Source organism: Bacillus sp. FSL W8-0770, assembly GCF_038008705.1.
Lineage (GTDB): Bacteria > Bacillota > Bacilli > Bacillales > Bacillaceae_G > Bacillus_A > Bacillus_A cereus.
Window position 1 is genome coordinate 113,404 of record NZ_JBBOZR010000001.1, and the last position, 24,744, is coordinate 138,147.

The window sequence follows — 24,744 nt, forward strand, 5'->3', positions numbered from 1 at the left end:
ATGTATATTTTTGTTTCTCTTGGAAAAGATAGTAAAATCAGCAGATTATGAAACAGAATGATGGTTTTCTTATAGAAGCCATTTTTCTTTTTTGAGCAGGTAGAAAGACTCAACGTATTTATCTTTAAGAGAAAGAGACTACGCTAATAGCAGTAGTTGTATTTATTTGTGATTTTGCACAAATTTTTTTGTGCATTTATAATACTCATGATTTGAGGGGTGAAGCAGTTGACAGGTCAACTAGTTCAATACGGACGCCACCGCCAACGAAGAAGTTATGCCCGTATTAGTGAAGTATTAGAGTTACCAAATCTTATCGAAATTCAAACCTCTTCTTATCAGTGGTTTCTTGATGAGGGTTTGCGAGAAATGTTCCAAGACATTTCTCCGATTGAAGACTTTACGGGAAATCTATCGCTTGAATTTATCGACTACAGCTTAGGTGAACCTAAATACTCTGTAGACGAATGCAAAGAGCGTGATGTGACGTATGCAGCACCACTTCGTGTAAAAGTGCGTCTAATCAACAAGGAAACTGGTGAAGTAAAAGAACAAGATGTGTTCATGGGAGATTTCCCACTCATGACAGAGACTGGAACATTCGTAATTAACGGTGCAGAACGTGTTATCGTTTCCCAGTTAGTTCGCTCTCCAAGCGTATACTATAGTGGCAAAGTGGATAAAAACGGAAAACGTGGTTTTACTGCTACTGTAATTCCAAACCGCGGAGCTTGGTTAGAGTATGAGACAGATGCTAAGGATGTTGTATATGTGCGTATTGACCGTACGCGTAAACTTCCTGTAACTGTTTTGTTACGCGCATTAGGGTTTGGCTCTGATCAAGAAATCACCGAGCTTTTAGGTGATAACGAATACTTAAGCAACACATTAGAAAAAGACAACACAGATAGCACAGAAAAAGCATTGCTTGAAATTTATGAGCGTCTACGTCCTGGTGAACCACCAACAGTAGAAAATGCTAAGAGCTTACTTGTGTCTCGTTTCTTCGATCCAAAGCGCTACGATTTAGCAAATGTAGGTCGCTATAAGATCAACAAGAAGTTACACATTAAAAACAGATTGTTTAATCAACGTTTAGCTGAAACATTAGTGGATCCAGAAACTGGTGAAATTTTAGCGGCAGAAGGAACAATCTTAGATCGTCGTACACTTGATCGCATTTTACCTTACTTAGAGAAAAACATTGGATTCAAAACAGCGAAACCAATGGGTGGAGTGGTAGAAGGCGATGTTGAGCTGCAATCTATTAAGATTTATGCTCCTGAGTCGGAAGGCGAACGCGTAATTAATGTAATTGGTAATGCAAACATTACTCGTGATGTGAAACACATCACACCAGGTGATATCCTTGCTTCTATCAGTTACTTCTTCAACCTACTATACAAAGTAGGGGATACAGATGATATTGACCATTTAGGAAACCGTCGTCTGCGTTCTGTTGGAGAACTATTACAAAATCAATTCCGTATCGGTCTTTCTCGTATGGAACGTGTTGTTCGTGAGAGAATGTCGATCCAAGATACAAATGCGATTACACCACAGGCACTAATTAATATTCGTCCTGTTATTGCATCTATTAAAGAGTTCTTCGGAAGTTCTCAGTTATCTCAGTTTATGGACCAAACAAACCCATTAGCAGAGTTAACTCACAAACGAAGACTATCTGCATTAGGACCTGGTGGTTTAACGCGTGAGCGCGCAGGCTTTGAAGTGCGTGACGTTCATTACTCTCACTACGGTCGTATGTGTCCGATTGAAACACCAGAGGGACCAAACATCGGTTTGATTAACTCATTATCTTCGTTCGCGAAAGTAAATGAGTTTGGTTTCATTGAAACACCATACCGTCGTGTTGACCCAGAAACTGGTCTTGTAACAGGGCATGTTGATTACTTAACAGCAGATGAAGAAGATAATTATGTTGTAGCCCAAGCGAATATGAAATTATCTGACGAAGGTGAATTCCTAAGTGAAGATATCGTAGCTCGTTTCCGTGGTGAAAACATTGTCACAAATAGAGAACGCATCGACTACATGGATGTATCTCCAAAACAAGTAGTGTCGGCAGCGACAGCTTGTATTCCGTTCTTAGAAAACGATGACTCTAACCGCGCACTTATGGGAGCGAACATGCAACGTCAGGCGGTTCCGTTAATGAATCCGGAATCTCCGATTGTAGGTACAGGTATGGAGTACGTATCAGCAAAAGACTCAGGTGCTGCAGTAATCTGTAAACATCCTGGTGTTGTTGAGCGCGTAGAAGCACGTGAAGTTTGGGTACGTCGCTATGTAGAAGTTGACGGTCAAACAGTAAAAGGCGACTTAGATCGCTACAAAATGCAAAAATTCATTCGTTCTAACCAAGGAACTTGTTACAACCAACGTCCAATCGTAAGTGTTGGAAATGAAGTTGTAAAAGGTGAAATCCTTGCGGATGGTCCTTCTATGGAATTAGGTGAACTAGCACTTGGACGTAACGTGCTTGTTGGCTTCATGACTTGGGACGGTTATAACTACGAGGATGCGATCATCATGAGTGAGCGCCTTGTAAAAGATGATGTGTACACTTCTATTCATATTGAAGAATATGAATCAGAAGCTCGTGATACGAAGCTTGGACCAGAAGAAATTACACGTGACATTCCAAACGTTGGGGAAGACGCATTACGTAACCTTGACGAGCGCGGTATCATTCGCGTTGGTGCTGAAGTAAAAGATGGAGATTTACTTGTTGGTAAAGTAACACCTAAAGGTGTAACAGAATTAACAGCTGAAGAACGTCTATTACATGCTATCTTTGGAGAAAAAGCGCGTGAAGTACGTGATACATCACTACGTGTACCACACGGTGGTGGCGGTATTATCTTAGACGTAAAAGTATTCAACCGTGAAGATGGCGATGAATTGCCACCAGGCGTGAATCAACTTGTACGTGCATATATCGTTCAAAAACGTAAAATTTCTGAAGGTGACAAGATGGCCGGACGTCACGGTAACAAAGGTGTTATTTCTCGTATTTTACCAGAAGAAGATATGCCTTACTTACCAGACGGTACGCCAATCGATATCATGTTAAACCCATTAGGGGTACCATCTCGTATGAATATCGGTCAGGTATTAGAGCTTCATCTTGGTATGGCAGCAAGATACCTTGGCATTCACATTGCAACACCAGTATTCGATGGTGCTCGTGAGGAAGATGTTTGGGGCACAATTGAAGAAGCTGGTATGGCAAATGACGCGAAAACAATCCTGTATGACGGACGTACTGGTGAACCATTCGATAACCGCGTATCTGTTGGTGTCATGTATATGATCAAACTTGCGCACATGGTTGACGATAAACTTCATGCTCGTTCTACTGGACCATACTCACTTGTAACGCAGCAACCTCTTGGAGGTAAAGCTCAGTTCGGTGGACAGCGTTTCGGTGAGATGGAGGTTTGGGCACTTGAAGCTTACGGTGCTGCTTATACTCTTCAAGAAATCTTAACAGTGAAGTCTGATGATGTTGTTGGACGTGTTAAGACTTATGAAGCAATTGTTAAAGGCGAAAATGTTCCAGAACCAGGCGTTCCTGAATCATTCAAAGTATTGATTAAAGAGCTGCAAAGTTTAGGTATGGACGTTAAAATGATGTCTAGCGACGATACAGAAATTGAAATGCGTGATACAGAAGATGACGATGACCATCAATCAGCAGATAAATTGAATGTCGAAGTTGAGACAACTAAGGAATAATTGGGATAACCTGTAGACTAAAAGGGAGGTAGGCCCCTTGATAGATGTAAATAACTTTGAATATATGAAGATTGGACTTGCTTCACCTGACAAGATTCGTTCTTGGTCATACGGTGAAGTTAAGAAACCAGAAACTATTAACTATCGTACGTTAAAGCCTGAAAAAGATGGCTTGTTCTGTGAGCGTATTTTCGGACCACAAAAGGACTGGGAATGTCATTGCGGAAAATACAAACGTGTACGTTATAAAGGTGTAGTTTGTGATCGATGTGGCGTTGAAGTAACGCGTGCAAAAGTACGTCGTGAACGTATGGGTCATATTGAATTAGCTGCTCCTGTATCTCATATTTGGTATTTCAAAGGTATCCCGAGCCGCATGGGACTTGTCTTAGACATGTCCCCTCGCGCGCTTGAAGAAGTAATTTATTTCGCTTCTTATGTTGTAACAGAAAGTGGAGATACACCACTTGATAAGAAGCAATTACTTTCTGAAAAAGAATACCGTGCATATCGTGATCGATATGGTAGCACATTCCAAGCTGCTATGGGTGCAGAAGCAATTAAAAAGCTACTACAAGACATCGATTTAGATAAAGAAGTAGACTTCTTAAAAGAAGAATTAAAAACAGCACAAGGACAACGCCGTACTCGTGCTATTAAACGTCTAGAAGTATTAGAAGCATTCCGTAACTCTGGAAATGAACCGTCTTGGATGATCTTAGATGTTCTACCAGTAATTCCACCAGAACTACGCCCAATGGTACAGTTAGACGGTGGACGTTTTGCTACTTCTGACTTAAACGACTTATACCGTCGTGTAATTAACCGTAACAATCGTTTAAAACGTCTATTGGACTTAGGTGCACCAAGCATCATCGTTCAAAACGAAAAACGTATGTTACAAGAAGCTGTAGACGCATTAATCGATAATGGTCGTCGTGGCCGTCCAGTTACTGGACCAGGTAACCGTCCATTAAAATCACTATCTCACATGCTTAAAGGTAAACAAGGACGTTTCCGTCAAAACTTATTAGGTAAACGTGTTGACTACTCTGGTCGTTCTGTAATCGTTGTAGGACCGAACTTAAAGATGTATCAATGTGGATTACCAAAAGAAATGGCGCTTGAACTGTTCAAACCTTTCGTAATGAAAGAGTTAGTTGAAAAAGGATTAGCACATAACATTAAGAGTGCGAAACGTAAAATCGAGCGTGTACAACCTGAAGTTTGGGACGTTTTAGAGTCTGTGATTAAAGAACATCCAGTACTTCTAAACCGCGCACCAACACTTCACCGTCTTGGTATCCAGGCGTTTGAACCTACATTAGTAGAAGGTCGCGCAATCCGTCTTCACCCACTTGTATGTACTGCATACAACGCGGACTTTGACGGTGACCAAATGGCCGTTCACGTACCTTTATCATCAGAAGCTCAAGCTGAAGCTCGTCTTCTTATGTTAGCGGCACAAAACATCTTGAACCCGAAAGACGGTAAACCAGTTGTTACTCCATCTCAGGATATGGTATTAGGTAACTATTACTTAACACTTGAGCGTGAAGGTGCAATCGGTGAAGGTATGGTCTTCAAAGATGCAAACGAAGCATTGCTTGCATATCAAAATGGATATGTTCATCTTCATACACGTGTTGCAGTAGCTGCAAGTGCAGTAAACAACGCAACATTTACTGAAGAGCAAAAGAGTATGCTTCTATTAACAACAGTTGGTAAATTAATATTTAACGAAATCTTACCAGAGTCGTTCCCTTATATTAATGAACCAACAAATTCAAACCTTGAAAAAGAAACACCAGCGAAATATTTCGTTGAAAAAGGTGCGAACATTAAAGAAATTATTGCTAGTCGCGAAGAAGTGGCGCCATTTAGCAAGAAAATCCTTGGTAACATCATTGCGGAAGTATTCAAACGTTTCCAAATTACAGAAACGTCTCGCATGCTTGACCGTATGAAAAACTTAGGATTCAAGTACTCTACAAAAGCTGGTATTACAGTTGGGGTATCTGACATTCTTGTATTAGGCGAAAAAGATGAAATTCTCCACGAAGCACAAGCAAAAGTAGATAATGTAATTAAACAATTCCGTCGCGGTTTAATCACGGAAGAAGAACGTTACGATCGCGTTATCTCTATTTGGAGTAATGCAAAAGATGTTATCCAAGGAAAACTGATGAAATCCTTGAATAAACGCAACCCAATCTTCATGATGAGTGACTCAGGTGCCCGTGGTAACGCATCTAACTTTACTCAGCTTGCTGGTATGCGTGGTCTTATGGCCAATCCATCTGGTCGTATCATCGAACTTCCAATCAAATCGAGTTTCCGTGAAGGTTTAACAGTACTTGAGTACTTCATCTCTACGCACGGTGCGCGTAAAGGTCTTGCTGATACAGCACTTAAAACTGCCGATTCTGGTTACTTAACACGTCGTCTTGTTGACGTTGCACAAGATGTAATCGTTCGTGAAGATGATTGTGGAACAGATCGCGGTTTATTAATCGGTGCGATTAAAGAGGGTAATGAAGTTATCGAGTCATTATATGATCGTCTTGTTGGACGTTTTGCAAGAAAAACTGTAAAACATCCTGAAACAGGTGAAGTATTAGTTGCTGAAAATCAATTAATTACTGAAGATATCGCTCATATCGTTGAAAATTCGGGTGTTGAAACTGTAAACATTCGTTCAGCGTTTACGTGTAACACTCGCCACGGTGTATGTAAGAAGTGTTACGGTCGTAACTTAGCAACTGGAACAGACGTAGAAGTAGGAGAAGCGGTAGGTATTATCGCAGCTCAATCTATCGGTGAGCCAGGTACACAGTTAACGATGCGTACATTCCATACAGGTGGGGTTGCCGGAGATGATATCACTCAAGGTTTACCTCGTATCCAAGAGATCTTCGAAGCTCGTAATCCGAAAGGTCAGGCAGTTATCAGTGAAATCGACGGTGTTATCGCAGCGATCAACGACGTTAAAGATCGCCAAGAAGTAGTTGTACAGGGTGAAGTTGAAGCTCGTACGTATGCTATTCCTTACGGTGCTCGTCTGAAAGTAACTCCAGGACAGCCAATTAGCCACGGTAAAGAGTTAACAGAAGGTTCTATTGATCCGAAAGAATTACTAAAAGTAACGGACATTACGGCGGTTCAAGAATACTTATTACGTGAAGTTCAAAAAGTATACCGTATGCAAGGGGTAGAAATTGGTGACAAACACGTAGAAGTAATGGTACGTCAAATGTTACGTAAAGTTCGTGTAAGTGATGCAGGTGAAACAGATGTATTACCAGGAACATTACTAGATATCCATCAGTTCACTGATGCGAATGCTAAGGTCTTACTGCAAGGTAAGCAACCAGCAACAGCTAGACCTGTTCTACTTGGTATTACAAAAGCTTCACTTGAAACAGATTCATTCTTATCTGCAGCATCGTTCCAAGAAACAACTCGTGTCTTAACTGATGCAGCAATTAAGGGTAAACGCGATGAACTTCTAGGATTAAAAGAAAATGTTATTATCGGTAAACTTGTTCCTGCTGGAACAGGTATGAATCGTTATCGCAAAGTGGATCTTGTAAAAACAACACAAGATGACATGAATGTAGAAAACGATGAGGTTTATGTGGAACAGTAAAATTTTCCGGCATAAATTTTGTATAAAAACAATTAATCTTAGTTGACATTGTATGAGTCAAAATGTTACTATAATCAAGGTTGCTCCTGAACGATGCTTTGGAGGATATTTATATGTCTTATCAAAAAGTATCAACTGCTGAAAATGTAGTCGTTGGTCATAAACGCACATTGGAGGCAATCAAAAATGGTACAGTTAAAGAAGTTGTCATCGCAGAGGATGCTGACATGCGGTTAACCCATGCTATCATTCGTGTTGCAATGCAATATAACGTGCCCATAACAAAAGTTGAATCAGTTCGTAAGCTTGGTAAAGCTTCGGGGATTCAAGTGGGAGCTTCAGCAATAGGAATAATAAGTTAAAACTGTTTTTGTGAGGAGAGAGCATTTGCTCTTCCTTGCAAAAACTTTGTTTTCAACTAATAATGAACCACCTGGATATGTGGTCATACAAACATGCGAAGGGAGGATAATCAAATGCCTACTATTAACCAATTAGTGAGAAATGGTCGTACTGATAAAGTATGGAAATCTAAATCACCTGCGTTAAACAAAGGTTTTAACTCTTTAAAGAAAAAATCAACTGATATCTCTGCACCTCAAAAACGTGGTGTATGTACTCGTGTTGGTACAATGACTCCAAAGAAACCTAACTCAGCGTTACGTAAATACGCTCGTGTACGTTTAACAAACGGTATCGAGGTTACAGCTTACATCCCAGGTATCGGTCATAACCTACAAGAGCATAGCGTAGTATTAATTCGCGGTGGTCGTGTAAAGGATTTACCGGGGGTACGTTACCACATCGTTCGTGGTGCGCTTGACACAGCTGGTGTTGACAAACGTATGCAAGGACGTTCTAAATATGGTACTAAGAGACCAAAACCTGCTAAAAAATAATAACTTTAAAATGAAAGGAGGAACTCAATATGCCTCGTAAAGGACCTGTTGCGAAACGTGACGTGTTACCAGATCCAATGTACAATTCGAAGTTAGTAACACGCCTTATCAACAAAATGATGGTTGACGGTAAAAAAGGTAAATCTCAAACAATTCTTTATAATGCGTTCGATATTGTAAACGAACGTACTGGCAAAGAGCCAATGGAAGTATTCGAGCAAGCTCTTAAGAACATCATGCCTGTTCTTGAAGTACGCGCTCGTCGTGTTGGTGGTGCTAACTACCAAGTTCCAGTTGAGGTTCGTCCAGAACGCCGTACAACTTTAGGTCTTCGTTGGTTAGTAAACTACGCTCGTCTTCGTGGTGAAAAAACTATGGAAGAGCGTCTTGCTAACGAAATCTTAGATGCAGCTAACAACGCTGGTGCATCTGTTAAGAAACGTGAAGACACTCATAAAATGGCAGAAGCTAACAAAGCATTTGCTCATTACCGTTGGTAGGATTCAACGTAAAATAAATGTAAGCATAAACCGCTTTATTTGTCGCTTATGGAAGTGTGGAGAGGGAGAATGCCTCTCCCTTTCATCGGGCGCTCGTTTTACATAATGAGAGTACTGGACATACTGACATGTGTAACAATATAAAGTGGCTTTTTTGCTACTTAAAATAAAAAAATCCAATCCATATATGGAAGGAGCAAGACACCAAATGGCAAGAGAGTTCTCTTTAGAAAACACTCGTAATATTGGTATCATGGCTCACATCGATGCTGGTAAAACAACAGCAACTGAGCGTATTCTGTACTACACAGGACGTATTCATAAAATCGGTGAAACTCACGAAGGTGCATCTCAGATGGACTGGATGGAGCAAGAGCAAGAGCGTGGTATCACAATTACTTCTGCTGCAACTACAGCACAATGGAAAGGTCATCGTGTAAACATCATTGATACTCCAGGACACGTAGATTTCACAGTAGAAGTAGAACGTTCTTTACGCGTACTTGATGGCGCTGTAGCAGTACTTGATGCGCAATCTGGTGTAGAACCACAAACAGAAACTGTTTGGCGTCAGGCTACTACTTACGGCGTACCTCGTATCGTATTCGTTAACAAAATGGATAAGATCGGTGCAGATTTCTTATACTCTGTAGGAACAATCCACGATCGTTTACAAGCAAACGCACATCCAATTCAGTTACCAATCGGTGCTGAAGATGAGTTCAATGGTATCATTGACCTTGTTGAAGAGTGTGCTTACATGTACGGTAACGATTTAGGAACAGACATTCAACGTGTTGAAATTCCTGAAGAGCACAAAGAATTAGCTGAAGAATACCGTGGAAAACTTATTGAAGCGGTAGCTGAGCTTGATGAAGAAATGATGATGAAGTACCTAGAAGGTGAAGAAATCACTGTAGAAGAGCTTAAAGCTGGTATCCGTAAGGCTACAACTTCTGTAGAATTCTTCCCAGTAATCTGTGGTTCTGCATTCAAAAACAAAGGTGTTCAAATTCTGTTAGACGCAGTTATCGACTACCTTCCATCTCCACTAGATGTACCTGCTATTAAAGGTACTCTACCGGATACAGATGAAGAAGTAGAACGTAAGTCTAGCGATGAAGAACCATTCGCAGCTTTAGCATTCAAAATCATGACTGACCCTTATGTTGGTAAGTTAACGTTCTTCCGTGTGTACTCTGGTGTGTTAAACTCTGGATCATACGTGAAAAACTCAACTAAAGGTAAGCGTGAGCGTGTAGGTCGTATCCTACAAATGCACGCTAACAGCCGTGAAGAGATTTCAACAGTTTACGCTGGTGATATCGCTGCTGCTGTAGGTTTAAAAGATACTACTACTGGTGATACTCTTTGTGACGAGAAGAGCCTTGTTATCCTTGAGTCTATGGAATTCCCAGAGCCAGTTATCTCTGTAGCTATCGAACCAAAATCTAAAGCTGACCAAGATAAAATGGGTACAGCATTATCTAAGCTTTCTGAAGAAGATCCAACATTCCGTGCTCACACTGACCAAGAAACTGGCCAAACTATCATCGCTGGTATGGGTGAACTTCACCTTGATATCATCGTTGACCGTATGCGTCGTGAATTCAAAGTGGAAGCAAACGTTGGTGCTCCTCAGGTAGCATACCGTGAGACTTTCCGCGCTGCTGCGAAAGTTGAAGGTAAGTTCGCTCGTCAATCTGGTGGTCGTGGACAATTCGGTCACGTTTGGATTGAGTTTGAACCTAACGAAGAAGGTAAAGGATTCGAATTCGAAAACAAGATCGTCGGTGGTGTAGTTCCTCGTGAATACATCCCAGCTGTTGGAGCAGGTCTTGAAGATGCACTTAAAAATGGTGTACTAGCTGGTTATCCACTAGTTGACATTAAAGCTGCATTAGTTGACGGATCTTACCATGATGTCGATTCATCTGAGATGGCGTTCAAAATCGCTGCATCTATGGCACTTAAAGCTGCGGTTTCTAAATGTAGCCCAGTAATTCTTGAGCCAATGATGAAAGTTGAAGTTGTAATTCCTGAAGAGTACATGGGTGACATTATGGGTGACGTAACATCTCGTCGTGGACGTGTAGAAGGTATGGAAGCTCGCGGTAACGCACAAGTTGTTCGCGCTATGGTTCCACTTTCTGAAATGTTCGGTTATGCAACGTCATTACGTTCTAACACTCAAGGACGCGGAACATTCTCTATGGTGTTTGACCACTATGAAGAAGTACCAAAGTCTGTTTCTGAAGAAATTATCAAAAAAAATAAAGGTGAATAATTGATTTTTATCGATTGTTCAAGTATAACTACTTATGTAAGCTTAGAAAGTGGGACGTAAGTTTCACTTTCTAGTCTAAATATAAAATAACCTATATAAACTAAGGAGGAATTTAGAATGGCTAAAGCTAAATTCGAACGTTCTAAACCCCATGTTAACATCGGTACAATCGGCCACGTTGACCATGGTAAAACTACATTAACTGCTGCGATCACTACAGTTCTTGCAAAAGCTGGTGGTGCTGAAGCACGCGGATACGATCAAATCGATGCTGCTCCAGAAGAAAGAGAGCGCGGTATCACAATCTCAACTGCACACGTTGAGTACGAAACTGAAACTCGTCACTATGCACACGTTGACTGCCCAGGTCACGCTGACTATGTTAAAAACATGATCACTGGTGCTGCTCAAATGGACGGCGGTATCTTAGTAGTATCTGCTGCTGATGGCCCAATGCCTCAAACACGTGAGCACATCCTTCTTTCTCGTCAAGTAGGTGTTCCTTACATCGTTGTATTCTTAAACAAATGCGACATGGTAGATGACGAAGAATTATTAGAATTAGTAGAAATGGAAGTTCGCGACCTATTATCTGAATACGGATTCCCAGGCGACGACATTCCTGTAATCAAAGGTTCTGCTCTTAAAGCTCTTCAAGGAGAAGCTGATTGGGAAGCAAAAATCATTGAATTAATGGCTGAAGTTGATGCTTACATCCCAACTCCAGAACGTGAAACTGACAAACCATTCTTAATGCCTGTAGAGGACGTATTCTCTATCACAGGTCGTGGTACAGTTGCTACTGGTCGTGTTGAGCGCGGTATCGTTAAAGTTGGTGACGTAGTAGAAATCATCGGTCTTGCTGAAGAAAATGCTTCTACAACTGTAACTGGTGTAGAGATGTTCCGTAAACTTCTTGACCAAGCTCAAGCTGGAGACAACATCGGTGCTTTACTTCGTGGGGTTGCTCGTGAAGACATCCAACGTGGACAAGTACTTGCAAAAAGCGGTTCTGTAAAAGCTCACGCTAAATTCAAAGCTGAAGTTTTCGTATTATCTAAAGAAGAAGGTGGACGTCACACTCCATTCTTCGCTAACTACCGTCCTCAGTTCTACTTCCGTACAACTGACGTAACTGGTATCATCCAATTACCAGAAGGTACTGAAATGGTAATGCCTGGTGACAACATCGAAATGACTATCGAACTTATCGCTCCAATCGCTATCGAAGAGGGAACTAAATTCTCTATTCGTGAAGGTGGACGTACAGTAGGTTACGGTGTAGTTGCTACTATCGTTGAGTAATCTTAACTGATATAAAAAAACCTAAGGGATTTTCCCTTAGGTTTTTTGTTTGCGTTTATATAAGGGGGAAGAGAGTGTTTTTTTTGTTTTGACGAGTTTCTTCTATAGTAATATAAAAACAACAAAAGATAATCCAGAAACTGTAAAATGAATTCTGTTAGATGAAAACTTGAAATTCTTTAAAGTGCCATGTATAATAGCAAAAGTAGAGAAAAGCAGATGCAAACAAAAAGATGCTTGCATCTAGACGAATAACATTGTATAATAGACAATGTTGGTCTTTGACTGCGATGAAGTGGAAGGTTGCTGACACACCCGGCCGCTTTGCCATGGCATGGTGTGGGGAAATTTCCATGGAGAAGGTCTATTTTAGAAATAGGCGAACGAAGGAGGGAAAATAATGGCAAAAGAAAAAATTCGTATCCGTTTAAAAGCTTACGATCACCGTATTCTTGATCAGTCAGCTGAGAAAATTGTAGAAACAGCTAAGCGTTCTGGGGCAACAGTTTCTGGTCCGATCCCATTACCAACTGAAAAAACTGTTTACACAATTCTTCGTGCTGTTCATAAGTACAAAGATTCTCGTGAGCAATTCGAAATGCGCACGCACAAACGTCTAATCGACATCGTGAGTCCTACTCCACAAACAGTAGATTCATTAATGCGTTTAGACTTACCATCTGGTGTAGATATCGAAATCAAACTATAATTTATATAACTTAAAAATGTAGGAGGTGTAACTCATGACCAAAGGAATCTTAGGAAGAAAGATCGGTATGACTCAAGTATTTGCTGAGAACGGTGAGTTAATCCCAGTAACAGTTATCGCTGCTAATCCAAACGTTGTTCTTCAAAAGAAAACAACTGAAACTGATGGCTACAATGCAATCCAGTTAGGATTTGAAGATAAACGTGAAAAGTTAACTAACAAACCTGAACAAGGCCACACTGCTAAAGCATCTACAACTCCTAAGCGCTTCATTCGCGAAATCCGCGATGCAGACGTGGACGGATTAGAGGTTGGTCAAGAGGTAAAAGTTGACGTATTCGCTACAGGTGAAATCGTTGATGTAACAGGAATTTCTAAAGGTAAAGGTTTCCAAGGTGTTATCAAACGCCACGGACAATCTCGCGGACCTATGTCTCATGGTTCTCGCTATCACCGTCGTCCAGGTTCAATGGGCCCAGTTGCTCCGAACCGTGTATTCAAAGGCAAAAAACTTGCTGGACGTATGGGTGGAGACCAAGTTACTATCCAAAACTTAGAAATCGTTCAAGTTGACACTGAGCGCAACTTATTACTAGTAAAAGGTAACGTTCCAGGTGCTAAGAAATCTCTTGTAGTTGTTCAAGGCGCTGTGAAGGTTAGCAAATAATTCACAATAGGAAGGAGGAATTCCAATGCCAAAAGTTACTGTATATAACCAAACTGGTTCACAGGTTGGTGAAATCGAATTAGCTGAAGCTATTTTCGGTATCGAACCAAATGAAGCTGTACTTTTCGAAGCTGTAATGATGCAACGTGCATCTTTACGTCAAGGTACACACAAAGTAAAAACTCGCTCTGAAGTTCGCGGTGGTGGTCGTAAACCATGGCGTCAAAAAGGAACTGGACGTGCTCGTCAAGGGTCTATCCGCTCTCCTCAATGGCGTGGTGGTGGTACGGTATTCGGACCTACACCAAGAAGCTATGCGTACAAACTTCCTAAGAAAGTTCGTCGTTTAGCAATCAAATCTGCATTAGCTACTAAAGTAGTTGAGAACAACATTGTAGTTCTTGAAGACCTAGTGTTAAATGCACCAAAAACAAAAGATATGCTAGCAGTACTTAAAGGATTAACTGTTGAGAAGAAAGCTCTTATCGTAACTGCTGATGCAAACGAATCTGTAGAGTTATCTGCTCGCAATATCCCTGGAGTAACAGTAATCACTGCTGATGGCGTAAACGTTTTAGACGTGCTTCATCATGATAAGCTAATCATGACAAAAGCGGCAGTGGAAAAAGTAGAGGAGGTGCTTGCATAATGAGAGATCCTCGTGATATCATTAAGCGCCCAGTTATCACTGAACGTTCTATGGAAATGATGGCTGAAAAAAAATACACGTTCGATGTGGACGTTAAATCTAATAAAACAGAAGTTAAAGATGCTCTTGAAGCGATCTTTGGTGTTAAAGTAGAAAAAGTGAACATCATGAACTACAAGCCGAAAGCAAAACGCGTTGGTCGTCACGCTGGTTTTACTAGCCGTCGTCGTAAAGCAATCGTTAAGCTAACTGCTGACAGCAAAGAAATCGAAATCTTCCAAGGCGTTTAATTCTTACTAAAGAAGGAGGGAAATTGAGATGGGAATCAAAAAGTATAATCCAACTACTAACGGTCGTCGTAATATGACTACGAATGATTTCGCTGAAATCACGACTGATAGACCCGAAAAGTCATTACTTGCTCCTTTAAGCAAGAAGGCTGGTCGTAATAACCAAGGTAAAATCACTGTACGTCATCAAGGTGGCGGACATAAGCGTCAATACCGTATCATCGACTTTAAGCGTAACAAAGATGGAATTCCAGGACGCGTTGCTACGATCGAATACGATCCAAACCGCTCTGCGAATATCGCATTAATTAACTACGTTGACGGTGAAAAACGTTACATTCTTGCTCCTAAATCTTTAGAAGTAGGTATGGAAGTTATGTCTGGCCCAGAAGCTGACATTAAAATCGGTAACGCATTACCATTAATCAACATTCCAGTAGGTACTGTTGTTCATAACATCGAGCTTAAGCCTGGTCGTGGCGGACAATTAGTTCGTTCTGCTGGTACATCTGCTCAAGTACTTGGTAAAGAAGGTAAATACGTACTTGTACGTTTAACTTCTGGTGAAGTACGTCTTGTATTATCTGCTTGTCGCGCTTCAATCGGTCAAGTAGGTAACGAACAACACGAACTTATCAAAATCGGTAAAGCAGGTCGCTCTCGCTGGTTAGGTAAACGCCCAACAGTTCGTGGTTCTGTAATGAACCCGGTTGATCACCCACACGGTGGTGGTGAAGGACGTTCTCCAATCGGACGTAAGTCTCCAATGTCTCCATGGGGTAAACCAACTCTTGGATTCAAGACTCGTAAGAAAAACAAAGCGTCTGACAAATTCATCGTTCGTCGTCGTAAAAAATAATGGGATTGTAGTACGGTTCATTTCTAGAACCGTACGCCAATCACGAAGGGAGGCACCAAAATGGCTCGTAGCTTAAAAAAAGGACCATTTGTCGATGATCACTTAATGAGCAAAATGGAAAAATTAGTTGCATCTGAGCAAAAACAAGTTGTTAAAACTTGGTCTCGCCGTTCAACAATCTTCCCTCAGTTCATCGGACACACAATCGCTGTATATGATGGTCGTAAACACGTACCTGTGTACATCACTGAGGATATGGTTGGCCATAAGTTAGGTGAATTCGCACCAACTCGTACGTACAAAGGTCACCTTGCTGACGATAAGAAAACTAGAAGATAATGAGAGGAGGCACTTCAATGCAAGCTAAAGCAGTAGCGAGAACAGTTCGTATTGCTCCTCGTAAAGTTCGTTTAGTAGTAGACTTAATCCGAGGTAAGCAAGTGGGTGAAGCGATTGCTATCCTTAACCACACACCAAAAACTGCTTCTCCAGTTGTAGAAAAAGTTTTAAAATCTGCAATCGCAAATGCAGAGCACAATTATGAGATGGACATTAACAACCTAGTTGTTGAAAAAGTTTTCGTTGACGAAGGTCCAACGTTAAAACGTTTCCGTCCACGTGCAATGGGTCGTGCAAGCCAAATTAACAAACGCACAAGCCACATCACAGTTGTGGTATCAGAAAAGAAGGAGGGATAATCGATGGGTCAAAAGGTTAATCCAATTGGTCTTCGTGTCGGCGTTATCCGTGACTGGGAATCTCGTTGGTTCGCTGAGAAAGATTACGCTACATTATTACATGAAGACATCAAAATCCGTGAGTACATTAATGTACGCTTAAAAGATTCTGCTGTTGCTAAAGTAGAAATCGAACGTGCAGCAAATCGTGTAAATGTTACAATTCACACTGCAAAACCTGGTATGGTAATTGGTAAAGGTGGTACTGAAGTTGAAGCACTTCGTAAAGCTCTTAACCAATTAACAGGCAAGCGTGTACACATCAACATTTTAGAAGTTAAGAGAGCTGATCTTAACGCTAAATTAGTAGGCGAAAACATCGCTCGTCAATTAGAAAACCGTGTATCATTCCGTCGTGCACAAAAGCAAGTTATTCAACGTGCTATGCGTGCAGGTGCTAAAGGTATTAAAACACAGGTTTCTGGTCGTCTTGGCGGAGCTGATATCGCTCGTGCAGAATCTTACAGTGAAGGAACTGTTCCACTTCATACACTTCGCGCTGATATTGACTATGCAGCAGTTGAAGCTGATACAACATACGGTAAATTAGGCGTAAAAGTATGGATCTACCGTGGAGAAGTCCTTCCTACAAAAAAGAAAGCTTCTGAGGAAGGAGGAAAATAATATGTTAATGCCAAAACGCGTAAAATATCGTAGAGAGCATCGTGGTAAAATGCGTGGTCGTGCTAAAGGTGGAACTGAAATTGCTTTCGGTGAATTCGGTTTACAAGCACAAGCTGCTTCATGGATTACAAACCGTCAAATCGAAGCTGCTCGTCGTGCAATGACTCGTTACATGAAACGTGGCGGTAAAGTATGGATTAAAATTTTCCCTTCTAAACCTTACACTGCAAAACCTCTAGAAGTACGTATGGGTTCCGGTAAAGGGGCACCAGAAGGCTGGGTAGCAGTAGTAAAACCTGGGAAAATTATGTTCGAAATCGCGGGTGTATCTGAAGAGGTAGCACGCGAAGCATTACGTCTTGCAGCTCACAAGTTACCTGTGAAATGTAAATTCGTAAAACGTGAAGAAAATGGTGGTGAATCTAATGAAAACTAATGATATTCGTGAATTAACCACTGCCGAAATCGAAACAAAAGTTAAAGCTTTAAAGGAAGAGTTGTTTAATCTTCGCTTCCAACTTGCTACAGGACAATTAGAGAATCCAACTCGCATTCGTGAAGTGCGTAAAGCAATTGCTCGTATGAAAACTGTAGTTCGTGAAAGAGAGATCGGAATTAATCGATAAATTGAGGGGAGGTTTGCATAGTGAGCGAACGTAACCAACGCAAAGTTTATACTGGTCGTGTAGTGTCTGACAAAATGGACAAAACGATTACAGTTTTAGTTGAAACTTACAAAACTCATTCCTTGTACGGAAAACGTGTTAAGTATTCTAAGAAGTACAAAGCCCATGATGAGCAAAACCAAGCGAAACTTGGCGATATCGTTAAAATCATGGAAACTCGCCCGCTTTCTGCTACTAAGCGTTTCCGTTTAGTTGAAATCGTTGAAGAAGCGGTTATTATCTAAATAGACGAATCGGAATTTTTAGTCCGAAGGGAGGTTTCATAACATGATCCAACAAGAATCTCGTTTGAAAGTTGCTGACAACTCTGGTGCACGTGAACTTTTAACAATTAAAGTATTAGGCGGCTCTGGTCGTAAATATGCTAACATTGGTGACATTATCGTTGCTACGGTAAAACAAGCAACACCAGGTGGCGTTGTTAAAAAAGGTGACGTTGTTAAAGCAGTAGTGGTACGTACGAAGAGCGGAGCTCGTCGTCCGGACGGTTCTTACATCAAATTTGATGAAAACGCAGCGGTTATCATTAAAGACGATAAGAGCCCACGTGGTACTCGTATCTTCGGACCAGTAGCTCGTGAATTACGTGATAGCAACTTCATGAAGATCGTTTCTTTAGCTCCAGAAGTTCTATAATTTAAGGTATTGCCTTGCTAAGGAGGTGCAGAATTAAGATGCATGTAAAAAAAGGTGATAAAGTACAGGTAATCACTGGTAAAGACAAAGGAAAACAAGGCGTTATCCTTGTGGCTTTCCCAAAGCAAAACCGTGTTATCGTTGAGGGTGTCAATATCGTTAAGAAGCACTCTAAGCCATCTCAATTAAATCCACAAGGTGGAATTATTACTAAAGAAGCACCTATTCACGTTTCTAACGTTATGATTTTAGATCCGAAAACAGGTGAACCTACTCGTGTAGGCTTCAAAGTAGAAGATGGTAAAAAAGTTCGTATTGCAAAAAAATCTGGTGAATTATTAGATAAATAATTTTCTTAAGAAAGGAGGTCACTTCATTGAATCGCCTTAAAGAGAAGTTCCAAAAGGAAATTACTCCTGCTCTAGTGAGCAAGTTTAACTATAAATCTGTAATGCAGGTACCAAAAATCGAAAAGATCGTAATCAACACTGGTGTTGGTGACGCGGTATCTAACTCAAAAGCGTTAGACAACGCAGTAGAAGAATTAACACAAATCACAGGTCAAAAACCTGTTGTAACTCGTGCTAAAAAATCAATCGCTGGTTTCCGTCTTCGTGAAGGTATGCCAATCGGTGCGAAAGTAACTTTACGCGGCGAGCAAATGTATGAGTTCTTCGACAAATTAGTATCAGTTTCTTTACCACGTGTACGTGATTTCCGTGGTGTTTCTAAGAAATCATTCGATGGTCGTGGAAACTATACATTAGGTGTTAAAGAGCAACTTATTTTCCCTGAGATTGATTATGATAAAGTAAGCAAAGTCCGCGGTATGGACATCGTAATCGTTACTACAGCGAAAACTGATGAAGAAGCTCGTGAACTTTTAACACAATTCGGTATGCCATTCCAAAAATAATGGAAGCCAACGCTAAGTAGAGGAGGCGAAAACGTGGCTAAAAAATCTATGATAGCGAAACAAAAGCGTACTCCTAAGTTTAAAGTACAAGAGTATACACGTTGCGAACGCTGCGGTCGTCCGCATTCTGTATACCGCAAATTTAAACTTTGCCGTATTTGTTTCCGTGAACTTGCATATAAAGGTCAAATTCCTGGTGTTAAAAAAGCTAGTTGGTAAAACCCACAAATGGGAAGGAGGTAAAACACATGGTGATGACAGATCCAATTGCAGACATGCTTACTCGCATCCGTAATGCGAACATGGTACGTCATGAGAAATTAGAGGTTCCTGCTTCTAAAATCAAAAAAGAGATCGCTGAACTTTTAAAACGTGAAGGTTTCATTCGTGATGTAGAATACATCGAGGATAACAAACAAGGTATCCTTCGTATTTTCCTGAAATATGGTGCAAACAATGAACGTGTAATCACTGGATTAAAACGTATCAGTAAACCTGGCTTACGCGTTTACGCTAAAGCTGACGAAGTACCACGTGTACTTAACGGATTAGGTATCGCTCTTGTTTCTACATCTAAGGGAGTAATGACAGACAAAGACGCTCGTCAATTACAAACTGGTGGAGAAGTAGTAGCATACGTTTGGTAATATATATTTAAAACGAACGGAGGTGTGACCACATGTCTCGTATTGGTAAAAAGATTCTTGAAATCCCTGCAGGTGTTACTATTACAGTTGCAGAAGACAATACTGTAACAGTAAAAGGCCCTAAAGGTGAATTAACTCGTACTTTCAATGCTGATATGCTTATCAAAATTGAAGAGAATACATTAACAGTTGAGCGTCCATCTGAACAGAAGGAACACCGTGCATTACACGGTACAACTCGTGCTTTAATCGGAAACATGGTTGAAGGTGTAACTGAAGGTTTCGCACGCGGACTTGAATTAGTCGGTGTTGGTTACCGTGCTCAAAAACAAGGTGATAAACTTGTATTAAGCGTAGGTTATTCTCATCCAGTAGAAATGACTCCGGAAGCAGGTCTTGAAGTTGAAGTACCTGCACCAACTAAGATCGTAATTAAAGGTATCGACAAGCAACGTGTTGGCGAATTCGCTGCTAACATCCGTGCTGTACGTGCTCCTGAGCCTTACAAAGGTAAAGGTATTCGTTACGAAGGCGAAGTTGTTCGTCGTAAAGAAGGTAAAACTGCTAAGTAAACCCGTTAGGTGAGAGAAAGGAGTGACAAGAATGATCACTAAAGCTGATAAAAATGCGACTCGTAAGAAAAGACATGCACGTGTACGTGCTAAACTTACTGGTACTGCAGAGCGTCCACGTTTAAACGTGTTCCGTTCTAACCAACATATTTACGCTCAAGTTATTGATGATGTGAATGGTGTAACGTTAGTAAGTGCATCTACTCTTGATAAAGACCTTGCTCTTAACGGTACTAGCAATATTGAAGCTGCTACGAAAGTTGGAGAATCAGTTGCTAAGCGTGCTGTAGAGAAAGGCGTTAAAGAAGTAGTATTTGATCGCGGTGGTTACTTATACCATGGCCGTGTTAAAGCTCTAGCTGAAGCTGCTCGTGAGGCTGGATTACAATTTTAATGGTCAAAGGAGGGAAAATTGATGCATCGCATTGACCCAAGTAAATTAGAACTTGAAGAACGTGTAGTTACGATAAATCGTGTCGCGAAAGTTGTTAAGGGTGGTCGTCGTTTCCGCTTTGCTGCACTAGTTGTAGTTGGCGATAAAAACGGTCATGTTGGATTCGGTACTGGTAAAGCACAAGAGGTACCAGACGCAATCCGTAAAGCTATCGAAGACGCTAAGAAAAACTTAATCGCTGTACCATTAGTTGGTACAACAATTCCACACACAATCAACGGTCATTTTGGCGCTGGTGAAGTATTCTTAAAACCTGCTGCTGAGGGTACTGGTGTTATTGCTGGTGGACCTGTTCGTGCGGTCCTTGAATTAGCTGGTGTACAAGATATTCTTTCGAAATCTCTTGGTTCTAACACACCAATCAACATGATTCGCGCTACTGTGAACGGATTAAGCGAACTTAAGCGCGCTGAAGATGTTGCAAAATTACGCGGTAAATCTGTAGAAGAGCTACTAGGTTAAGGAGGGAAAACAAATGGCGAAAAAGTTAGAAATTACCCTCACTCGTAGTGTAATTGGTCGTCCACAAGATCAACGTGCGACGGTAGAAGCTTTAGGTCTTAAAAAGTTGAATTCAACTGTAGTTAAGGAAGAAACTCCTGCTATTCTTGGTATGATCAACAAAGTTTCTCACCTTGTAACTGTAAAAGAAGCTTAAGGATAACTCATTAATATAAGGAGGTGCCTGGGAATGAAACTTCATGAATTAAAACCTGCAGAAGGTTCTCGTAAAGTACGTAACCGTGTCGGTCGTGGTATCGGTTCTGGTAACGGTAAAACTGCTGGTAAAGGTCATAAAGGACAAAACGCACGTTCTGGCGGCGGTGTTCGTCTTGGCTTCGAAGGTGGTCAAACTCCATTATTCCGTCGTTTACCAAAACGCGGCTTCACAAACATTAACCGTAAAGAGTTTGCTATTGTAAACTTATCAACGTTAAATCGTTTTGAAGATGGTACAGAAGTAACACCTGAATTATTGCTGGAAACTGGCGTTATCAGCAAGTTAAACGACGGTGTTAAAGTTCTTGCAAGCGGAGCAGTAGAGAAAAAACTAACTGTTAAAGCGCACAAGTTCTCTTCAAGTGCTAAAGAAGCAATTGAAGCAGCTGGCGGATCAGTTGAGGTGATCTAATGTTTCGTACAATCTCCAACTTTATGCGCGTTGCTGAGATAAGACGTAAAATATTATTCACTTTAGCGATGTTAATCGTATTCAGGATTGGCACGTTTATCCCCGTGCCATTTACAAATGGAGACGTACTGAAGGCACAAGATCAATTAAATGCTTTAGGTATTCTAAATACATTTGGCGGTGGAGCCTTGAAAAACTTCTCCATCTTTGCGATGGGAATCATGCCGTATATTACAGCATCCATCATCGTGCAATTATTGCAGATGGATGTTGTTCCTAAATTTTCGGAATGGTCGAAGCAAGGTGAAATGGGCCGTCGTAAATTAACGCAATTCACGCGTTACTTTACAATTGTTCTTGCGTTTATTCAGGGGTTTGGTATGTCAATCGGTTTTAACGGTATGGTAGGTGGACAATTAATTTTGAATCCAGGTTGGAGCACTTATTTATACATTGCTACGGTACTGACTGCTGGTACTGCATTTTTAATGTGGTTAGGTGAACAGATTACAGCTAAAGGTGTAGGTAATGGTATTTCCATCCTTATCTTTGGCGGTATTGCCGCAGCGATCCCAAGTGTTATATCTCAAGTGTATCAGCAACAGTTTCAAAATATCGGAGATCAATTGTTCATGAGTATCGTTAAAGTTGCATTGATTTTACTAGCTGTGCTAGCAGTTATTGTGGGTGTTATTTTCATTCAACAGGCTGTTAGAAAGATCCCAATTCAATATGCGAAGCGTGTAACAGGAGGAAATGGTGGTTATGCTGGAGCACAAAACACACATTTACCGCTTAAGGTAAATAGTGCTGGTGTTATTCCAGTAATTTTTGCTGTTTCATTCTTAATTACGCCTCCGACTATTGCACAGTTCTTCCCGAAACATGATGTATCGCAGTGGATTATTGCAAACTTTAACTATTCTCACCCAGTGGGAATGATCATATATGTTGCGCTCATTGTAGCCTTCACATATTTCTATGCATTTGTTCAGGTTAATCCAGAGCAAATGTCAGAGAATCTAAACAAGCAAGGTGGATATGTTCCAGGTATTCGTCCGGGTAAGAATACGGAACAATATCTAACAAAAATCTTGTATCGTTTGACCTTTGTAGGATCAATTTTCCTAGCAGCGATTGCAATCTTACCAGTTATCTTTACGAAATTGGGAAATCTTCCTCCATCTGCACAGATCGGTGGAACGAGTATGTTAATCGTTGTCGGCGTTGCTTTAGAAACAATGAAGCAGCTAGAAAGCCAACTGGTAAAACGCCATTACAAAGGGTTTATCAAGCAGTGAGTAAGTGGGAAGAATTGTCTTCCCTACATGCTCATGTACTCTGAGGGGGAACAAGGATGAACTTAATTTTAATGGGGCTTCCTGGTGCTGGTAAAGGTACACAAGCCGAACAGATTGTTGCCAAGTATAACATCCCTCACATTTCAACAGGAGACATGTTCCGTGCAGCTATGAAGGCTGAAACTGAAATGGGTCTACAAGCAAAATCTTTTATTGATAAAGGTGCACTTGTTCCAGATGAAGTTACAATCGGAATCGTTCGTGAACGTTTAAGTCAAGACGACTGCGTAAGAGGTTTCTTACTAGACGGTTTCCCACGAACTGTTGCACAAGCATCAGCTCTTGAAGAAATTATGAAAGATCTTGGCAAAAAAATCGACTATGTTTTAAACATTAATGTGGATTCAGGGTTGTTATTAAAACGCCTTACAGGCCGTCGCATTTGTAAAGAGTGCGGTGCGACTTACCACTTAGAATTCAATCCACCAGCAAAAGCTGATGTGTGCGATAAATGTGGTGGCGAATTATATCAACGCTCTGATGACAATGAAGAAACTGTAGCAAATCGTTTAGATGTAAATATTAAGCAAACAAAACCTTTGCTTGATTTCTACGAAGAGCTTGGTTACTTACAAAGCATTAATGGTGAGCAAGATATCAATAAAGTATTTGCTGATATCGATGTTCTCATCGGAGGCTTAGCGTAATGATAATCTGCAAAACTCCTCGCGAGATAGAAATCATGCGAGAAGCTGGCAGGATCGTTGCTTTGACTCATCAAGAGTTGAAACAGCACATTACTCCAGGAATTACAACGAAAGAGCTCGATCAAATAGCGGAAAAGACGATTCAAAAATATGGTGCTACGCCATCTTTTAAAGGATACAACGGATTTCCGGGGAGCATATGTGCTTCTGTAAATGAAGAGCTTGTACACGGAATTCCAGGGAAGCGCAAGCTCAAAGAGGGCGATATCATCAGTATCGATATTGGTGCGAAATACAATGGGTACCATGGAGATTCTGCATGGACGTATCCAGTTGGAAACATTTCTGAATCTGTTCAAAAGCTACTTGATGTCACAGAAAAATCGTTGTATCTTGGTCTAGAACAAGTAAAACCAGGCGAGAGATTATCAAATATCTCACATGCGGTTCAAACCCATGCTGAAGAGAATGGATTCTCGATCGTTAGGGAGTATGTTGGTCACGGAATCGGGCAAGACTTACATGAGGACCCTCAAATCCCGCACTATGGTCCACCCAATAGAGGCCCTAGATTAAAGCCGGGAATGGTCATCTGTGTTGAGCCGATGGTGAATCAAGGAAGACGATATGTAAAAACACTATCTGATGACTGGACAGTGGTAACGGTAGATGGTAAATGGTGTGCCCATTTTGAGCACACGATTGCTCTTACAGAAGCAGGATACGAAATCCTTACCACTTTATAAGTAGCTGGCT

General features: G+C 40.9%; 31 protein-coding genes. All 31 read left to right on the top strand.

The window, feature by feature from the left end; genetic code table 11:
- Positions 1-228: 228 nt before the first annotated feature.
- Positions 229-3,762, top strand: a complete 3,534-nt coding sequence (gene rpoB / locus NST27_RS00630) for a DNA-directed RNA polymerase subunit beta (RefSeq protein ID WP_000147553.1) — start codon at positions 229-231, stop codon at positions 3,760-3,762.
- Positions 3,763-3,799: 37 nt separating this feature from the next.
- A complete protein-coding gene (gene rpoC / locus NST27_RS00635; protein WP_000567939.1) occupies positions 3,800-7,411 on the top strand; it encodes a DNA-directed RNA polymerase subunit beta' in 3,612 nt (1,203 codons plus the stop codon).
- Positions 7,412-7,524: 113 nt separating this feature from the next.
- Positions 7,525-7,773 carry a 50S ribosomal protein L7ae-like protein gene (locus tag NST27_RS00640; RefSeq protein ID WP_000121837.1) on the top strand — a complete coding sequence of 83 codons (249 nt, stop codon included), beginning with the start codon at positions 7,525-7,527 and terminating at the stop codon, positions 7,771-7,773.
- Positions 7,774-7,887: 114 nt separating this feature from the next.
- A complete protein-coding gene (gene rpsL, locus NST27_RS00645) occupies positions 7,888-8,310 on the top strand; it encodes a 30S ribosomal protein S12 (protein WP_001142341.1) in 423 nt (140 codons plus the stop codon).
- Positions 8,311-8,339: 29 nt separating this feature from the next.
- Positions 8,340-8,810, top strand: a complete 471-nt coding sequence (gene rpsG / locus NST27_RS00650; protein ID WP_001137491.1) for a 30S ribosomal protein S7 — start codon at positions 8,340-8,342, stop codon at positions 8,808-8,810.
- A gap of 208 nt (positions 8,811-9,018) precedes the next feature.
- On the top strand, positions 9,019-11,097 hold the full coding sequence (gene fusA, locus NST27_RS00655) for an elongation factor G (RefSeq protein WP_000090370.1): 2,079 nt from the start codon (positions 9,019-9,021) through the stop codon (positions 11,095-11,097).
- 117 nt (positions 11,098-11,214) lie between these two features.
- The gene (gene tuf / locus NST27_RS00660) at positions 11,215-12,402 is read left to right on the top strand and encodes an elongation factor Tu (RefSeq protein WP_001029614.1); all 1,188 of its coding nucleotides are present in this window, start codon (positions 11,215-11,217) and stop codon (positions 12,400-12,402) included.
- Positions 12,403-12,802: 400 nt separating this feature from the next.
- Positions 12,803-13,111, top strand: coding sequence for a 30S ribosomal protein S10 (rpsJ, locus tag NST27_RS00665; protein ID WP_001040596.1), 309 nt, complete (start codon positions 12,803-12,805; stop codon positions 13,109-13,111).
- A 34-nt stretch (positions 13,112-13,145) separates the two neighbouring features.
- The gene (gene rplC / locus NST27_RS00670) at positions 13,146-13,778 is read left to right on the top strand and encodes a 50S ribosomal protein L3 (RefSeq protein ID WP_000160207.1); all 633 of its coding nucleotides are present in this window, start codon (positions 13,146-13,148) and stop codon (positions 13,776-13,778) included.
- Between the two features lie 25 nt (positions 13,779-13,803).
- A complete protein-coding gene (rplD, locus tag NST27_RS00675; RefSeq protein ID WP_001127258.1) occupies positions 13,804-14,427 on the top strand; it encodes a 50S ribosomal protein L4 in 624 nt (207 codons plus the stop codon).
- The gene (gene rplW, locus NST27_RS00680; protein ID WP_001205558.1) at positions 14,427-14,717 is read left to right on the top strand and encodes a 50S ribosomal protein L23; all 291 of its coding nucleotides are present in this window, start codon (positions 14,427-14,429) and stop codon (positions 14,715-14,717) included. The genes rplD and rplW overlap by 1 nt, the downstream gene beginning before the upstream one ends.
- 28 nt (positions 14,718-14,745) lie before the next feature.
- On the top strand, positions 14,746-15,576 hold the full coding sequence (rplB, locus tag NST27_RS00685; protein ID WP_000511583.1) for a 50S ribosomal protein L2: 831 nt from the start codon (positions 14,746-14,748) through the stop codon (positions 15,574-15,576).
- Positions 15,577-15,636: 60 nt separating this feature from the next.
- The gene (rpsS, locus tag NST27_RS00690; protein WP_000124454.1) at positions 15,637-15,915 is read left to right on the top strand and encodes a 30S ribosomal protein S19; all 279 of its coding nucleotides are present in this window, start codon (positions 15,637-15,639) and stop codon (positions 15,913-15,915) included.
- A 17-nt stretch (positions 15,916-15,932) separates the two neighbouring features.
- The gene (rplV, locus tag NST27_RS00695; protein WP_001148024.1) at positions 15,933-16,274 is read left to right on the top strand and encodes a 50S ribosomal protein L22; all 342 of its coding nucleotides are present in this window, start codon (positions 15,933-15,935) and stop codon (positions 16,272-16,274) included.
- A 3-nt stretch (positions 16,275-16,277) separates the two neighbouring features.
- Entirely contained in the window at positions 16,278-16,937 is a 660-nt protein-coding gene (rpsC, locus tag NST27_RS00700) for a 30S ribosomal protein S3 (RefSeq protein ID WP_000529956.1), read from the top strand.
- A 1-nt stretch (position 16,938) separates the two neighbouring features.
- Entirely contained in the window at positions 16,939-17,373 is a 435-nt protein-coding gene (gene rplP / locus NST27_RS00705; protein ID WP_000928969.1) for a 50S ribosomal protein L16, read from the top strand.
- Complete coding sequence (rpmC, locus tag NST27_RS00710) at positions 17,363-17,563, top strand: 50S ribosomal protein L29 (RefSeq protein ID WP_000855718.1); 201 nt, start codon at positions 17,363-17,365, stop codon at positions 17,561-17,563. The genes rplP and rpmC overlap by 11 nt, the downstream gene beginning before the upstream one ends.
- A 20-nt stretch (positions 17,564-17,583) precedes the next feature.
- Positions 17,584-17,847 (top strand): 30S ribosomal protein S17, encoded by a 264-nt coding sequence (rpsQ, locus tag NST27_RS00715; protein WP_000004106.1) that lies wholly within the window; start codon positions 17,584-17,586, stop codon positions 17,845-17,847.
- Between the two features lie 43 nt (positions 17,848-17,890).
- Positions 17,891-18,259: a 50S ribosomal protein L14 gene (gene rplN / locus NST27_RS00720; protein WP_000615912.1), complete on the top strand. Its 369-nt coding sequence runs from the start codon at positions 17,891-17,893 to the stop codon at positions 18,257-18,259.
- A gap of 38 nt (positions 18,260-18,297) precedes the next feature.
- The gene (gene rplX, locus NST27_RS00725) at positions 18,298-18,609 is read left to right on the top strand and encodes a 50S ribosomal protein L24 (protein WP_000558200.1); all 312 of its coding nucleotides are present in this window, start codon (positions 18,298-18,300) and stop codon (positions 18,607-18,609) included.
- Between the two features lie 26 nt (positions 18,610-18,635).
- Positions 18,636-19,175, top strand: a complete 540-nt coding sequence (gene rplE, locus NST27_RS00730; RefSeq protein ID WP_001080831.1) for a 50S ribosomal protein L5 — start codon at positions 18,636-18,638, stop codon at positions 19,173-19,175.
- 33 nt (positions 19,176-19,208) lie between these two features.
- Entirely contained in the window at positions 19,209-19,394 is a 186-nt protein-coding gene (gene rpsN, locus NST27_RS00735) for a 30S ribosomal protein S14 (protein WP_001085700.1), read from the top strand.
- A gap of 29 nt (positions 19,395-19,423) precedes the next feature.
- Entirely contained in the window at positions 19,424-19,822 is a 399-nt protein-coding gene (gene rpsH, locus NST27_RS00740; RefSeq protein WP_000245511.1) for a 30S ribosomal protein S8, read from the top strand.
- A 32-nt stretch (positions 19,823-19,854) separates the two neighbouring features.
- Entirely contained in the window at positions 19,855-20,394 is a 540-nt protein-coding gene (rplF, locus tag NST27_RS00745; protein ID WP_000086558.1) for a 50S ribosomal protein L6, read from the top strand.
- 31 nt (positions 20,395-20,425) lie between these two features.
- Positions 20,426-20,788 carry a 50S ribosomal protein L18 gene (gene rplR / locus NST27_RS00750; RefSeq protein ID WP_000628816.1) on the top strand — a complete coding sequence of 121 codons (363 nt, stop codon included), beginning with the start codon at positions 20,426-20,428 and terminating at the stop codon, positions 20,786-20,788.
- A 21-nt stretch (positions 20,789-20,809) separates the two neighbouring features.
- Entirely contained in the window at positions 20,810-21,310 is a 501-nt protein-coding gene (rpsE, locus tag NST27_RS00755; RefSeq protein WP_000554646.1) for a 30S ribosomal protein S5, read from the top strand.
- 13 nt (positions 21,311-21,323) lie between these two features.
- On the top strand, positions 21,324-21,506 hold the full coding sequence (gene rpmD / locus NST27_RS00760; protein ID WP_001085234.1) for a 50S ribosomal protein L30: 183 nt from the start codon (positions 21,324-21,326) through the stop codon (positions 21,504-21,506).
- Between the two features lie 33 nt (positions 21,507-21,539).
- Complete coding sequence (rplO, locus tag NST27_RS00765; protein WP_000766081.1) at positions 21,540-21,980, top strand: 50S ribosomal protein L15; 441 nt, start codon at positions 21,540-21,542, stop codon at positions 21,978-21,980.
- Entirely contained in the window at positions 21,980-23,281 is a 1,302-nt protein-coding gene (gene secY / locus NST27_RS00770; protein WP_000490117.1) for a preprotein translocase subunit SecY, read from the top strand. Before rplO ends, secY begins: the two co-directional genes overlap by 1 nt.
- Before the next feature lie 56 nt (positions 23,282-23,337).
- On the top strand, positions 23,338-23,988 hold the full coding sequence (locus NST27_RS00775; protein WP_001048989.1) for an adenylate kinase: 651 nt from the start codon (positions 23,338-23,340) through the stop codon (positions 23,986-23,988).
- Positions 23,988-24,734 (top strand): type I methionyl aminopeptidase, encoded by a 747-nt coding sequence (gene map, locus NST27_RS00780; protein WP_000582539.1) that lies wholly within the window; start codon positions 23,988-23,990, stop codon positions 24,732-24,734. Before NST27_RS00775 ends, map begins: the two co-directional genes overlap by 1 nt.
- The last annotated feature ends 10 nt before the right edge of the window (positions 24,735-24,744 follow it).